The following is a 15,672-nucleotide window of genomic DNA, read 5'->3' as shown; positions in this document are numbered from 1 at the left end:
GAAACACCATGAATTTGCATGAATACCAAGGTAAGCAGCTGTTCAAAGAATACGGCTTGCCTGTTTCTGAAGGATACGCTTCTGATACAGCCGATGGCGCTGTAGAAGCTGCAGACCGCATAGGCGGTGAAGAATGGGTTGTAAAATGTCAGGTCCACGCAGGTGGTCGCGGTAAAGCGGGCGGCGTTAAGCTGTTCAAGAGCAAAGATGATATCCGCGCTTTCGCTGAAAACTGGCTAGGCAAGAATCTGGTCACTTTCCAGACTGATGAAAACGGCCAGCCAGTAAGCAAGATCCTGGTTGAGTCTTGCACTGACATTGCAAATGAGTTGTATCTTGGTGCCGTTGTAGACCGTGGCACACGCCGCGTTGTTTTCATGGCTTCTACTGAAGGCGGTGTTGAAATTGAAACCGTTGCAGAAGAAACGCCGGAGAAGATTCTTAAAGCTGAGATTGATCCAATCGTTGGTCCGCAGCCTTATCAGGCGCGTGAAATGGCATTCAAACTGGGTCTTGAAGGCGACCAAATCAAACAGTTTGTTAAGATTTTCATGGGTCTGGCAAAAATGTTTGAAGAGCTGGATGTTGCTCTGATCGAAATTAACCCGCTGGTTATCAAAACTGATGGCAATCTGCATTGCCTGGATGCGAAGGTTGGTATCGACGGTAACGCGCTGTATCGTCAGCCTAAAGTTAAAGCGATGCATGATCCTTCACAGGAAGATTCTCGTGAAGCACACGCAGCGCAATATGAGCTGAACTATGTTGCACTTGATGGCAATGTTGGCTGCATGGTTAACGGCGCAGGTCTGGCGATGGGTACTATGGACATCGTTAATCTGCACGGTGGCAAGCCGGCTAACTTTCTTGACGTTGGTGGTGGTGCTACTAAAGAGCGTGTTGCAGAAGCTTTTAAAATTATCTTATCTGACGACAATGTTAAAGCCGTTCTGGTTAATATCTTCGGCGGTATCGTTCGTTGCGATATGATTGCAGAAGGTATTATCGGTGCTGTTAAAGAAGTCGGTGTTAAAGTACCTGTAGTCGTTCGTCTGGAAGGTACTAACGCTGATCTGGGCCGTGATGTTCTTGCTAACTCAGGTCTGGATATTATTGCTGCTGAATCGCTAACCGATGCGGCGCAGAAAGTTGTTGCAGCAGCGGAGGGCAAATAATGTCAGTATTAATTAATAAAGATACAAAAGTAATCTGTCAGGGTTTCACTGGCGGTCAGGGTACATTCCACTCTGAACAGGCTATTGCGTATGGCACGCAAATGGTTGGTGGTGTAACACCTGGTAAAGGTGGTACTGAGCACCTTGGATTGCCGGTATTCAATACAGTTCGTGAAGCGGTAGAAGAAACTGGCGCAACAGCTTCAGTTATTTATGTACCAGCACCATTCTGTAAAGATTCAATTGTTGAAGCTGCAGATGCAGGTATTGAGCTAATCGTATGTATTACTGAAGGTATCCCAACACTGGATATGCTTTATGTAAAAGAATACGTTGATGCAAAAGGCGTTCGTCTAATCGGACCTAACTGCCCGGGTGTAATTACACCGGGAGAAAGCAAAATCGGTATCATGCCTGGTCACATCCACAAGCCTGGTAAAGTAGGTATCGTTTCTCGCTCTGGTACGCTGACATACGAAGCGGTTAAGCAAACTACTGACGAAGGTTTCGGCCAGTCTACTTGTGTTGGTATCGGTGGCGACCCAATTCCTGGTTCAAACTTCATCGACATTCTGAAATTGTTTCAGGATGACCCTCAGACTGAAGCAATTGTAATGATTGGTGAGATTGGTGGTACTGCTGAAGAAGAAGCGGCTGCCTTCATTAAAGAGAATGTAACCAAGCCTGTTGTTTCTTACATTGCTGGTGTGACAGCACCTCCGGGTAAGCGCATGGGTCACGCAGGTGCAATCATCGCAGGTGGTAAAGGTACTGCCGACGAGAAGTTTGCATCGCTTGAAGATGCAGGTGTTAAAACTGTTCGTTCACTTGCAGATATTGGCAAGGCGCTACGCGAAGCGACTGGCTGGTAACAGGCAAAGCTACTTAAAAACCCGCTCAAATGCGGGTTTTTTTATGCTCGTATTTTTTTAAATGCGTAATTTTTATCTTGAAAAAAATGTTTGCTGTTAATACGTTCTACCGCCTATTTGTTGCTCTTCTTATCAACTAACTGCATTGTAATTTCACATTAACATGCATTTCATCTGGCACATCACGTTAAAATTTAATTAAATTTCATCACTGGCTTAGTTCAGGTTATAAAATATAAAATTAATAAAATCAGTCGTTTGAGTTGGTTCTTATGAAAATTTCATGTAACGGTTTCAGCCATTTCTGTTAACCAGATGTATAAATAAAATTATGAATACGTATGCATAATATTGTAGCAGGGAAGGCTTGGGGATAGGATTTATCCTGAAATTTTACATCTTGCCTGCCAGAGAAATAACAACAAGGGCAGGGTTCTGTGGATAGTAATGGGACACCTACATAATGAAACACTTTAAACCTAATATGATTAACGCTGCTCTCATCGCCAGTGGACTGACTGCACTGAGCACACCTGCTCTTGCTCAACAAAACGACGATACCGCGCAGCCCAATGAACCTGCTGTTGAAGTTATTGAAGTTTCTGGTATTCGCGGCAGCTTACAACGTGCTCAGGCCATCAAGATGGATAGCACTTCTATCGTTGAAGCGCTATCTGCCGAAGATATCGGTAAACTTCCGGATACCAGTATCGCAGAATCTCTGGCTCGTTTACCAGGCCTGGCTGGTGAACGCCGCAATGGCCGTACAAGTGGTATTTCTGTGCGTGGTTTCAACGAAAACTACGTGGGAACCTCGTTGAATGGCCGTGAACTGCTGGGTATGGGTGACAACCGTGGCGTTGAATTCGACTTGTATCCTACAGAAATCATTTCAAACATTCTTGTCTATAAAACGCCAGAAGCAGGAATGGTTACACAAAATATTGGTGGTTCCGTTGACCTGCAAACCGTTAAGCCGTTGGTTGCAGAGCAAACGTTCACCATCAATGGTACTTACGAGCAAAATGCTGAAGACGCTGCTAACCCGGATTTTGACGATAATGGTCACCGTGTCTCAGTAAACTACATCGATCAATTCGCTGACGATACGTTGGGTGTGGCTTTAACGTTCGCCACGATGGAGTCTCCTCGTCAGGAGCAACAGTTCCGTGGTTGGGGTTACCCGAATGCTGAAGCAGGTACAGGCGCTGATGGTCTGGAAATTCCTGAAGGTACGGCGATTCTTGGCGGACACGACAGCTTCGCACGTTCGGCGATGATGGAGCGTGACTCAGTTGCTGCAGTTATTCAGTGGGCGCCCACTGATAATTTAAATATGCAGTTTGACGCGCTTTATATCGACTTCCTTGAAGATGACGCTCGTCGTGGCTTGGAAGAGGGGGGGCCTGTATGGGGCCCCGTAAACGATTATACTGTAACTGAGATTCAGGATGGTCTGGCAACGCGTGCTTATCACGATGGCTTTTTTAGTGTAATCCGTAACGATGTTCGCCAGCAGGATGCCGAACTGAAAACATTCGGCTTGAATGTTGAATATTTGCTGAATGATAACTGGAGCATCAATGCTGATATCTCTACCGGTAAAGTTGATAAAACTATTACTGACGTAGAAAGTTATTCAGGTACTGGTCGAGCTGGCGTTGAAGGGCGTGTTGCCACAGCGCGCTCCTGGGAAATGACGGGTGATGGCGTGATGTTCTCAGACCATCCAACCATTCCGACTGCGGACTTAACTGATCCTTCTCTGATTCGTCTGGCTGGTCCTCAGCCCTGGGGTCAAAGCCTTGTGGATGAAAATGGCAATCAGCTGTTTGCCCCTGATGCGCAGGATGGTTTTGTTAACGAACCTGTGTTTGAAGAAGAGCTGGATTCCTTACGACTAAGCACGAAGGGCTTTGTTGAATGGGGAATCTTTACAGGTATCGAAGTAGGTGCCATCTATTCAGACCGCACTAAATCAAAAGACAACAATGGTGCATTCTTAGTATCTCCGGAATACCCTGGAACGGCTGAGATCCCGGATGTTCTGGGTGTTACATCACTTGATTTTGTCGGTATTGAAGGCGTATTGGCTTATGATGCGATTGGTCTGTATAACAGTGGTTATTATAACGAGCTTAATGCTGAACAAATTGAAACAGGTCGTCTAGGTCACACTTATACAGTTGAAGAAAAGCTGACCACGCTATACACCAAGTTAGATATTGATACAGAACTTAACAATATTTATATCCGCGGTAATGTCGGTGTGCAGGTTGTTCAAGCAGACCAGGAATCAACAGGTTTTGCAGCAACTAAGGATTCTCTTGGCTTTGTTGAAGCGTTACCAGTTTCAGGTGGAGCGGACTACACAGACGTTCTTCCTACACTTAACTTAAGCGCTGAATTCGCCGAAGGCCAGTTTGTACGCCTTGGTTTGGCGAAAGTGCTGACGCGTCCACGCATGGATGATATGCGTCCTAATAATCAGGTGTCGTTTGCCTTCCAGGACGCGCGTATTACCAGTACTGATATTGATAATTCGCCGTGGAGTGGTAGTGCCGGTAACCCTGAGCTGAAGCCGTACGAAGCAAATCAAATCGATCTGGCGTATGAAAACTACTTTGCTGATACAGGCTATGTTGCTGTTTCCTGGTTCTTTAAAGACCTGAAAAACTGGCACAGAAGCAATGCAGTGGAAACGGATTTTTCTGAGTTCTACATCCCAAGTGTACATCAAGGCTCTGAAGGGCAGGTACCTCAGCTATTTGTAGGTCAGCGCAGCCGCCCAGAAGATGGCTATGAAGGGTTTGTTAGAGGTTATGAGATTCAGGGTAGCTTACCGGGCGACCTTATCCACGATTCTCTGTCAGGCTTTGGTATGTTTGCCAGCGCGACGTTCCTTGACGGAAAGGCAGACGCTGCCCCAGGTACTACTGAAACACGTATTCCGGGCCTGTCAGACGAAAACTACAGCCTGACAGTTTATTATGAAAACGCTGGCTTTGAGTTCCGTGTTGCCGGTACTAAGCGTTCAAGCTATTTATCGGAAACTCGTGGGCTGAGCCTGGCGCTGTCTGATTCAACCAACCAGGGCGGTACATTTATCGACGCTCAGATTGGTTATGACTTTAGCGAGTCAGGTATCCAGTCGCTTGAAGGTTTGCGAGTTACACTGCAGGCGCAAAACCTGACCGATGAGGAAGACGTTCAGACTGCTGGTACTGACGCCAGACAGGTTACATTGCACCAGTCATATGGCGCAAACTACCTGTTAGGCTTTAATTACTCGTTCTAAGCGATAATTATTGTTTAAAAGCCGCAGATTTCTGCGGCTTTTTTGATCGCGCCAACAGACATAATACGCGCAAATGCCCTACTATCAATTTCGTAATCAGCAAGCTCTTATCATTTGTTACTGATGGCAGCGTGTGCCCTTGTAATTACCATTCAATGTTTAAATCTAAAGCCTTTTATCGCAAGTAGCAGATATTCTGTTCAGATATTTCTTAAGCGGTGCTATCACACGAATCTGATGCCAAAACCGCTCATTAAAAGAGATATAAACGACCTGAATTGCGTGGTGTATTGAGGGGTAATGCACTTATTTGGCATATAAGCTTTATTGCAACGACGTGGTATAAAGTATGGGATTGTCGAGTGGGGCATTCCATAAAAAGCCCGGCGACAATGCCGGGCGTTTCTTGCTTCTACTGATTTGTGCGCTGATTACAACGTCAAAGTTAACTCATCTATCTGTATGACAGCGCCGGTTGCTTTATTCCATTCAGGGAACATCATAATTAAGTTTATCTTATCCAGAGAAAGTCCCTGTGCAGCTAATTCAGCTAACGAAAAGCTGTATTGCTGCCACTGACCTGTCTGCGGGACTGTTCCTTCAAGATTCATAGCTATAGGCAACTGGGCGTAACTACCATCGTTACCTTCAACTTTAATGAGAAGTTCAGCACTGGCATCATCAGGTGCACTGGCCATTTTCATTGCAAATGACAACACACCGGACTCTATTGCAGTTGCATCGTGTGGGATATTTGCTCTGAAACCTGAAACGGTCGGTGCCGGGCCGAAATAGTCGATTTGAGCGACATAGCCACGTTCGTTGTCCGAAACAATACTCAAATCAGCATTAGCGCAGCAATCCCACAGTGACCAGCCTTGCGCCATTACATCATCGAAGATGGTCAATGTATCAGTAATAGTGACCACATTAGGCGAGGGCTTGGATGTGCTGCCTTCACCGGATAACATAATGTTATCAACCTGCATTACAACGCCTTGCTGATTGCCCCAGGCGGGGAAGATAACCAGGGGTGTATCGACCTGCGTGAGATTCAGCGTCGAACCTGTATTGGCGATAAGGTCCGAAATGGCAATGTCGTAATGTGTCCAGATACCCGTCTGAGGTGTCGCTATAGCAAAGTCGCCGGAAGAGCAGGGGTGCCCGCAATCCATTTTGATGAAAAAATTCTGTTGTGCACGTGGATCTTCCACAACTTTTAAATCAAACGACAAGGTGTCAAACCCACTGAAGTCAATCTTTTGTGTTTGTCCTTCGTTATCAGCAGTTGTCTGAAAATACACAACGGATTCGTTGGTATTGAAGCTGAACTGCTTCACGTTACCGTAGGAACCGTCTTCACTGACAACATCCTCTATTTGTACTGAACCACTTGCAACGTACTGGCCTACAGCAAAAGGCGGTTGGTCGTTCTCATCGTAAACCACCACTTCAGATTTACCGGCCAGATCATACTCATAGCGAACATTGTCTACCTGAACCAGCATCGGGCCATTAGCCTCAAGCACAAACGGGTTTAAGACCTGTGCCAAGTCCGCTGTGTTACCCGGTGCATAGCGATTGCCTGCCTCAATCAGTGTGGAAACATCCAGACTGATTGCCTGCCACTGATCATCTGCTATTTCTATTGCTACATCGCCAACTGCCGGCCAGCCACTATCTACCTTAACCAGCAGTTCAGCGCCCTCAGCCTGGCTTAGCACGCGCAGGTCAAATTTCAGTTTGCCCAGTTGCTCAAAATGTTGCAGATCCAGCGGTGCATCAGCATTGAAAAAGACATTTCCCACATTCCCGATCTGTTCCATTGTGAATACATCACCACGGCCTTCTACCGCTTCTGTATAACTGGATACCGTTCCTTCTGGGTTGTAACTTTGAACAGCAAGCGCGTCATTTAAAACATCATCAAATAACATGAAAACGGGACCATTGCCCGCCAGTGAATTTTCACCGGGTAAGGGGGGCGGCTCAATGCCGGCCGGACGATCCGGGTTATCGCCAATGGTGGCACAGCCCTGACCTGTCGCCGGATTGATTGAGCATTCATATACCCGCACATAATCCACTTCCATCGTTTGTGGGAAAATAGACTCATCAATACCTTTCTCATTCGTATTTGCCGCCCATGCGCCACCTACTGCAAGGTTCAGCAGTAAATGAAAGCGCTCATTGAACGGCGCATCGGCAACACCTGTCTGCCATTGACCATTTTCATCCTGGTATTGCGTATACCAGCCATCCTGCGTCTGGGTGGCAAAGTGATAACCATCGACATACCAGCGTATCTCTCCCTGCTCCCATTCAATAGCGTAATTGTGGAAGCCATCGGCAGGGTTCATGTTATTGGGCAGATGGTAGTCAGATTCTACATATACGTTGCCGGGCCATGTGCGACCAAAATGTAACGTGCCATATACCCGGTTTTCTGGCGCACCCTGTGCAGCGGGATCATCTGAAGGCGTTTTTAGGTTTACCGCCTCCATAATATCGATTTCACCGGATGCGGCCCAGGTACCGTATTTATAATCGCTGGGAAGCATCCAGATGGCTGGCCATGTACCCTGACCGTAAGGAAGTTTTGCTCTTATCTCAAAGCGACCGTAAGTCCAGTCCCCCTGATTCAGAGTACGTAATCGTGCAGAGGTGTAGGGCAGGGTAGTGACACTGTCCGTGTTACCTTCTGGATTATCCGGACCGGTAAAGTCTTCTCGCTGCGCTTTAATAACCAGTTTTCCGTCTTCAATAAACGCATTTTGCTCGCGATCGGTATAACATTGTTGTTCGTTGTTGCCACCGCCCCAGCAATTTTGCTCGAAGTCCCACTTCGTTGTGTCGATCGACGAATCATTAAACTCGTCCTGCCATACCAGTGTCCAGTTGTTACCCGGACCAGCATCTTCCATAAGCGACACGTCCAGTATCAAACGCTTGGGCGCAAAAGCCAGATAGACAGGAACACGAATACTCTCACCGGGCGCCAGTCCCATGGAATCGACAGGTACAAAGCTGATGTCGCCGTCTTGCTCAGCATTAGTGACATCATGCGTGCTATTTTCGATGTTTAGCCGTAATGGCTTGTCCATAACCTCATCGCCGGTATTGGTGACGGTAACGAGTACACTGAACTGACGGTTGATGCGGTCGAAGGCTGCACGACGTTGCTTCACGTCCAGCGTTTCATCGGCTGGTTGCCATTGCGCCAGCGCAGTACCCAGAGGCAATTGCGCCAGCCCGGCCACCACGGCAAGTTGAATGAGATGTTTTTTCATTGTTAGCACTCCAGCTTATTTGTTGTGCGGCGACGAATCAGGCCGAAAACACAAAGTAATAGAGGGAAGGTCGCGGGGCTGGATACAGAGACCTGTTCATTGGCGATATCCAGCGAGAAACTATTCACAGTCAGCCAGGCAGGGCTTGCGTCGAAATTGCTGATAAGTTGTATCTCAAATGTCAGTATATCCCACGCTTTAAATTCTTCGCTTAATGTGAGCTCGCCCTGATAAGCCATAGGCCCGTCGATGTCGGGCTGATTGAACAAGCTTCCAATGTCGGCATCAGCGTTATAAAGCAGGCCCGAACCATCACCGAAACCAATAGTAAAATAGTCAGCGGTAAAAGGCAGTTGTCCCTGTGTGGTGCTATCGACAGTGAAATCATAAGACAGGGTAAGTGGTTCGCTGCCAAGTGTCGCTGTATCTATTTGCTGGTAGAGGGTGTTTGCAAATGTTTCGTCTTGATCAATATAAATTCGGGCGCTGCAGGTATCTCCACCGCTTATAATAGTGAAGTCGCTGCTATTTCCGGCGCTACCATCTGAGTCGGTACTCCACCCCGACAAGTCGCATGTCTCAAAGTTACCATTAGTCAGTAACGAAGCGTGCGCAGGTTGCCATACCGCCGCCAGTGCAAGCAAACCTGCTGCATTGCATAATTTCATGTGTTTCTCCAAGTTATGTTAGCGCTTACATTATCGGGTGAATAAATCAGCAGTTATCCCAAAACTGCAGATAGAGATAATGGTAGCGCTTACAATTTAACCAGAGGGTAATGAAATGGCAACACAAAATTTACATTATTTTGTCATTGCACGGGTCAGTTCAAACCCGACGCGCGCTGCAAGCCTTGTAGTTTTATTTTCCTTATCGAAAGTCGGGTTCAGTTCAGCGATATCTGCAAGCGGCCAGGTGATATTATGTTGATGACAGTATCTGCCCAGCCAGCGAATAACATTCAACACGGCGGCCGTGTCGATTCCGACCGCGGCTGGGGCACTCACGCCGGGTGCCGCCGAAGCAGGGAACGCATCCATACATACAGTAACGTAAAGGGTATCTATTCGATTTAAAAAAGCAGACAAAACCGAGGTTGCTTTGGCAAGATCAAAATCTACATCTTCCAGCCAGTAAGTATCAGTAAGCCTGGCATAGTCAAATAGTGCCGGCGTATTCGCCGCAACCGAAACACCCATACAACAATAATTAAACGCACGGCCGTTAGCGCTACACCACTCACTGATATCCCGAAATGGCGTACCGGAGGATGAGACCGGCGCGGGCTTACGCAAATCCAGATGCGCGTCAAAATTGATAATACCAATACGCGCCTGCTCGCTGGCAAACTGTTGTAATCCGTGAAAACTGCCTCTGGCAATGTCATGTCCGCCACCTAACCCCAATACGCATTTATTATTGGCTAATAAGCCGGTCACCCTGTCGGCGTATAGCTGTTGAGTCTGTGGCAAAGTGGGCAGGGGAGAAATATCGCCGTGGTCACTCAGCGAACCTTCGATAACCCAGGGTAAGGATGATAGTGACTGGCGTAGCGTATTAGGACCACCTCCGGCACCCGGGCGACCTTTATTTAGTGAGACCCCCTGATCCACCGGATAGCCGATAAGTGCAACAGTGCCACATTTAGATTCAGCCGGTTCTACATTGACTACCTGGTGCCAGCGCTGACCCCGCACACCATCTTCTGTATCTGTGCGACCCTGCCATAAAGATTTATAAGACACGCTTGCCTCCTAACCATTTTGCGGCAGGACGAAAGCCGTTAATTTCGTAAATAAGATCAGCTGGGCTATCAATATTCCAGAGGCAGAGATCAGCATCAAACCCAACTGCCAGCTGCCCTTTCAAAGGTAGATCGAGTGCTCTGGCGGCGTTGACCGTGATCCCACGCAAGCTCTCTTCAATGGTTAGCCCGAACTGGATACACGCCATATTAGCGCAGGTCAGTATGGATGAAATGGGCGACGTGCCCGGATTCATATCCGTAGCAATGGCCATCGGCACTTTATGTGAGCGTAGTCCAGCAATTGGGGGAAGCTGGGTTTCTTTAAGAAAATAGAAGGCACCCGGAAGCAGCACGGCCACTGACCCCGCATCAGCGATAGCACTGATATCCTCTTCATGAAGATATTCGATGTGATCAACGCTTAATGCACCAAATTCTGCAGCCAGCCTTGCGCCCTTGCTATCACTAAGTTGTTCAGCGTGAATTTTTACATGTAAATCGTAACGGTGTGCCGCTTCGAATACGCGCCGGGTCTGCGCCAGCGAGAAACCCACCGATTCACAAAATACATCCACTGCTGTTGCCAAATTATGCTGCGCGATATAAGGCATCATGGTGTCGCAAACATAATCGATATAGCGGTCGCTGTCACCCTTGTATTCTTCAGGCAATGCGTGAGCGCCTAAATACGTTCGCTGTACGTTCACCGGCAGATGGTCGGGAATTCTTGCAGCCACGGTCAGCATTCGTTTTTCTGTATCCTTGTCCAGACCATAGCCTGACTTAATCTCAACAGTGGTAACGCCTTCTTCGGTCAGTCTTGCAGTTCGCCGGATTGCTGTATCCAGCAGCGCTTGTTCATCCAGTTGGCGTGTGGCCGCAACGGTCGACTTTATACCGCCTCCCTGTTCACTGATTTGCTGGTAACTCACACCACTTAATCGCTGTTGAAATTCACCGGCACGACTTCCTCCGTATACAAGGTGAGTATGGCAATCTATAAAACCAGGCAGACACCACATGCCTTGTGCATCAACAGTTTCAGTGTGCACAAAGTCATGATCTTGCTGCGGGCCGATACCAACAATTTTATCACCCTGTAACCAAAGCTCGGTGTTTGTTTCAACCGCCAGCGTATCGTTTTGCACGCCTGTCATGGTGGCAAGATTTACATTTTTAATGTGTGTAACAGTCATGAATGCTCCTGGTGCCCTATCAGCAAGACTCTGCGGTTATACCTCCACCAAATGCGTGAATAATCAGCAAGCCTATACTTGTATATACAAGATTGTACGGGTAGAGTAACAATAAATTAACAGGTGGTCACGAGAAATGCAGCCAAGATTTGTTCAGATTAAAGCCGCGCTCATACAGCAGATAGAGCAGGGAGCATTATTACCGGGTGATCAGATAGGCTCTGAAAACCAGTTGGCTGAACGTTTCAGTGTTAGCAGAATGACCGCCAGGCGGGCGGTTTCTGAGCTTGTCGATGAAGGCATTCTGGCACGTACTCAGGGGGTAGGCACGTTTGTCAGTGATAACCGGCCAATGAGTTCGATGCTGACAATAATTGGTATTAAAGAAGAAATCGAAAGCCGCGGCCATCATTACAGTAACCAAATCATCAGCCAAAGTATCTGTGAGGCTGATGCCATCCAGTCTCGCCATCTTTCTGTCGCGCAGGGGGCCAGACTGTACTTTATACAACTGGTTCATTTTGAAAATGCGCAACCTGTGCAACTGGAGTCAAGACTGGTTAATCCTGCGCTGGCACCTTTGTTTCTGGAACAGGATTTCTCACAGCTTTCTGTGAATCAGTATTTGAATCAGGTGGCTCCGCTTACCGAGGCTGATCACAGTGTTGAAGCGGTACTACCAGAGTCGCACGCTGCTGAGTTGTTAAGCATCGATACAACCCAACCCTGTTTACGCATCAGTCGCCGGACATACTGTGCTAAAGGGATAGTCAGTCTGGCGACACTTACTCATCCCGGTCAACGTTATCGGCTGGGCGCGCATCTTAATTTTACTTCCGCGATTAAGGAATCCGTATGAACCGTGAAGACGCATCACGCACAATAAAAGCCCCCCGAGGCTCCTCGTTGAACGCGCTAAGCTGGCAGACAGAGGCACCCCTTCGAATGTTGATGAATAATCTGGATCCGGAGGTTGCTGAACACCCGCAGTCACTGGTGGTTTATGGTGGCATAGGACGCGCAGCGCGAAACTGGCCGGCTTATGACAAAATCGTCGAAACACTGAAACGACTCAAAGACGATGAGACACTGCTGGTGCAATCAGGTAAACCCGTAGGTGTGTTTCCCACTCACCCAAATGCGCCACGTGTACTGATCGCCAATTCAAATATAGTTCCACACTGGGCTAACTGGGAACACTTTAACGAACTGGACCGTAAGGGCTTGATGATGTACGGCCAGATGACAGCCGGATCGTGGATTTATATAGGTTCACAAGGCATCGTTCAGGGAACCTACGAAACATTTGTCAGCGTTGCTAAAGCGCATTTTGATGGCGATACGAAAGGTAAATGGATCCTGACTGGCGGACTAGGAGGAATGGGCGGCGCGCAACCCCTTGCCGCAACCATGGCCGGATTCTCTATGCTGGCCGTTGAAGTTGACGAAAGCCGGGTAGATTTTCGTATCAGAACGGGATACTTAGATAAAAAAGCGCAGTCGCTGGATGAGGCGATGGATATGCTTGAAGAGGCCAGGCAGCAAAATAAGCCAGTATCGATCGGATTGGTCGCCAATGCTGCTGATGTGTTTGAGCAAATTAATCAAATGAATATATTGCCTGATGTCGTTACTGACCAAACAAGTGCGCATGATCCGCTGAACGGCTACCTGCCACAGGGCTGGACGCTGGCGCAGGCAGCCAGTGCGCGTCAGACAGACGAAGCAGGGGTCGTCAGGGCAGCCAAACAGTCTATGGCAGTACAGGTTAAAGCGATGCTGGCGTTACAAAGCCGCGGCGCGGCAACATTGGACTATGGCAATAACATCAGGCAAATGGCACTGGAAGAAGGCGTCAACAACGCTTTCGATTTTCCCGGTTTTGTACCCGCTTATATTCGTCCTTTATTCTGCCGAGGTATTGGTCCGTTTCGCTGGGTGGCATTGTCCGGTGATCCTGAAGATATTTACAAGACGGATGCAAAAGTCAAAGCGCTTATCAGCGATGATGCGCATCTTCATAACTGGCTCGACATGGCCAGAGAAAGAATCCAGTTCCAGGGCTTACCCGCGAGAATTTGTTGGGTGGGGCTCGGGCAGCGGCAAAAACTGGGCCTGGCTTTCAATGAAATGGTTCGCAGCGGCGAACTTTCAGCGCCTGTCGTGATAGGCCGTGACCATCTTGACTCCGGCTCGGTTGCTTCCCCAAACCGTGAAACCGAAGCCATGCAGGATGGATCGGATACCGTCTCAGACTGGCCGTTATTAAATGCAATGCTAAACACCGCTGGAGGGGCTACCTGGGTAAGTCTGCATCACGGCGGCGGTGTAGGTATGGGATTTAGTCAGCATTCTGGCGTTGTTATCGTCTGTGACGGAACCAAAGAAGCGGACGAGCGTATTGCACGGGTTCTGCATAACGATCCTGCCACCGGAGTAATGCGACACGCAGATGCAGGTTACGAACTGGCCCTGCAGTGCGCTAAAGACAACCAACTGGACTTACCTATGACAGGAGCCCGCGATGACAACTAAATCCTTCACACTGTATCCGGGTCAGCTCACCCTTGAAGACTGTCGTCGCTGTATCGATGAACACATGACCCTGACACTTCATGAAAGTGCTTACCCGGCTATACATGCGTCTCATCAAACTGTTAAAAATGTGCTGGAGCAAGGGCGTACTGTTTATGGCATAAACACCGGGTTCGGTTTACTGGCGAATACCCGAATAGCTACCGACGAACTGGAATTGTTGCAGCGTAGCATCGTGCTATCGCATGCTGCCGGCATTGGCGAATTTATGCATACCAGCACAGTCAGATTGATGATGCTTCTGAAGATCAATTCTCTGGCTAGGGGCTATTCCGGAATCCGGGCTGAGGTGATTGATGCATTGATTAGCCTGTTTAATCACGGCGTTTGGCCAGCCATTCCGCAAAAGGGATCTGTCGGTGCGTCAGGTGATCTGGCGCCGCTTGCTCACATGAGCGCAGTGTTACTGGGCGAGGGCGAGGTTATTATTGATGAACAGCGGTGTACGGCGCAAGAGGGACTAAAAAAAGCGGGGTTGACGCCTATCTCACTGGCGCCGAAAGAAGGACTAGCGCTGTTAAACGGGACACAAGCATCTACCGCATTTACACTTGAGGGTTTATTTTATACCCAGAACGCTTGGTACAGCGCAGCGGCGATAGGCGCGTTGGCGGTTGATGCAGCCAAAGGCTCCCGTGTACCTTTCGATGAGCGTATCCATATTGTCAGAGGTCATCAAAGTCAGACAGATACGGCGTTCTTATTCAGGAATCTGCTTCTCACATCATCTATTGGCGATTCCCATGAAGGCTGTGAGAAGGTACAGGATCCTTACTCGCTACGCTGCCAGCCTCAGGTAATGGGCGCTGCCTTACACCAGATCCGAAATGCAGCGGAGTTACTTATTGTTGAAGCTAATGGTGTATCAGATAACCCTCTGGTATTCAGTGATGACGAAGACATCTTATCCGGTGGTAATTTTCATGCTGAAACGGTAGCAATGGCGGCGGATAATCTGGCAATAGCATTAAGCGAAATCGGCGCATTGTCCGAACGTAGGATGGCACTGTTAATTGATACTAATCTCAGTGGGCTTCCGCCGTTTCTGGTTGAAAACGGAGGGGTAAATTCCGGGTTTATGATTGCCCAGGTAACGTGCGCAGCTCTTGCCAGCGAAAATAAAACACTGGCGCACCCGGCATCCATTGATTCACTTCCCACATCGGCGAATCAGGAAGATCATGTATCTATGGCAGCGTTTGCCGGTCGTAGGTTACGCGATATTTTTGAAAATGTAGCTGGTATTCTTGCTATAGAGTGGTTGTCAGTATCACAGGGCATCGATTTCAGGCGCCCTTTGGAAACGTCTGAGCCATTAGAGTCTGTGCATGCGCTATTGCGAAACAGCGTGAGCTTTTACGACAAAGACCGCTATTTTGCTCCTGACATCGAGGCAGCAGCACAGTTGATACGCCAGGGGTCACTATGGCGCCATACTGAGAATCTCTGTACTGTTAGCATGATCAGGTAGACATCTGTGCGGGTGTAAAGTATGACAA

General features: G+C 48.2%; 10 protein-coding genes. 6 read left to right on the top strand and 4 right to left on the bottom strand.

The window, feature by feature from the left end:
* The first annotated feature begins 8 nt into the window (after window positions 1-8).
* The 3 genes from sucC to FBQ74_RS08765 all read left to right on the top strand — a co-directional run bounded on the left by sucC (window position 9) and on the right by FBQ74_RS08765 (window position 5,345).
* On the top strand, window positions 9-1,175 hold the full coding sequence (gene sucC / locus FBQ74_RS08775; RefSeq protein WP_139756322.1) for an ADP-forming succinate--CoA ligase subunit beta: 1,167 nt from the start codon (window positions 9-11) through the stop codon (window positions 1,173-1,175).
* Complete coding sequence (sucD, locus tag FBQ74_RS08770) at window positions 1,175-2,047, top strand: succinate--CoA ligase subunit alpha (protein ID WP_139756321.1); 873 nt, start codon at window positions 1,175-1,177, stop codon at window positions 2,045-2,047. Before sucC ends, sucD begins: the two co-directional genes overlap by 1 nt.
* Window positions 2,048-2,510: 463 nt before the next feature.
* Window positions 2,511-5,345: a TonB-dependent receptor gene (locus tag FBQ74_RS08765; protein WP_139756320.1), complete on the top strand. Its 2,835-nt coding sequence runs from the start codon at window positions 2,511-2,513 to the stop codon at window positions 5,343-5,345.
* A 431-nt stretch (window positions 5,346-5,776) separates the two neighbouring features.
* Here FBQ74_RS08765 and FBQ74_RS08760 read toward each other — a convergent pair whose 3' ends face one another.
* The 4 genes from FBQ74_RS08760 to hutI all read right to left on the bottom strand — a co-directional run bounded on the left by FBQ74_RS08760 (window position 5,777) and on the right by hutI (window position 11,578).
* On the bottom strand, window positions 5,777-8,635 hold the full coding sequence (locus FBQ74_RS08760; RefSeq protein WP_205912247.1) for a glycoside hydrolase family 16 protein: 2,859 nt from the start codon (window positions 8,633-8,635) through the stop codon (window positions 5,777-5,779).
* A 2-nt stretch (window positions 8,636-8,637) separates the two neighbouring features.
* On the bottom strand, window positions 8,638-9,303 hold the full coding sequence (locus FBQ74_RS08755) for a hypothetical protein (RefSeq protein WP_139756319.1): 666 nt from the start codon (window positions 9,301-9,303) through the stop codon (window positions 8,638-8,640).
* 135 nt (window positions 9,304-9,438) lie between these two features.
* The gene (gene hutG / locus FBQ74_RS08750) at window positions 9,439-10,380 is read right to left on the bottom strand and encodes a formimidoylglutamase (RefSeq protein ID WP_139756318.1); all 942 of its coding nucleotides are present in this window, start codon (window positions 10,378-10,380) and stop codon (window positions 9,439-9,441) included.
* Entirely contained in the window at window positions 10,370-11,578 is a 1,209-nt protein-coding gene (gene hutI, locus FBQ74_RS08745; RefSeq protein WP_139756317.1) for an imidazolonepropionase, read from the bottom strand. Before hutI ends, hutG begins: the two co-directional genes overlap by 11 nt.
* Before the next feature lie 136 nt (window positions 11,579-11,714).
* Between hutI and hutC the strand changes: the two genes are divergently transcribed.
* The 3 genes from hutC to hutH are packed head-to-tail and all read left to right on the top strand — an operon-like array spanning window position 11,715 to window position 15,644.
* Window positions 11,715-12,437, top strand: a complete 723-nt coding sequence (gene hutC / locus FBQ74_RS08740; RefSeq protein ID WP_139756316.1) for a histidine utilization repressor — start codon at window positions 11,715-11,717, stop codon at window positions 12,435-12,437.
* A complete protein-coding gene (hutU, locus tag FBQ74_RS08735) occupies window positions 12,434-14,113 on the top strand; it encodes a urocanate hydratase (RefSeq protein ID WP_139756315.1) in 1,680 nt (559 codons plus the stop codon). Before hutC ends, hutU begins: the two co-directional genes overlap by 4 nt.
* Window positions 14,103-15,644 (top strand): histidine ammonia-lyase, encoded by a 1,542-nt coding sequence (gene hutH / locus FBQ74_RS08730; RefSeq protein ID WP_139756314.1) that lies wholly within the window; start codon window positions 14,103-14,105, stop codon window positions 15,642-15,644. The genes hutU and hutH overlap by 11 nt, the downstream gene beginning before the upstream one ends.
* Window positions 15,645-15,672 lie beyond the last annotated feature (28 nt).

Source organism: Salinimonas iocasae (assembly GCF_006228385.1).
Lineage (GTDB): Bacteria > Pseudomonadota > Gammaproteobacteria > Enterobacterales > Alteromonadaceae > Alteromonas > Alteromonas iocasae.
Note: the sequence above shows the minus strand (reverse complement) of the source record. Positions and strands in the feature narration are given on the sequence as shown.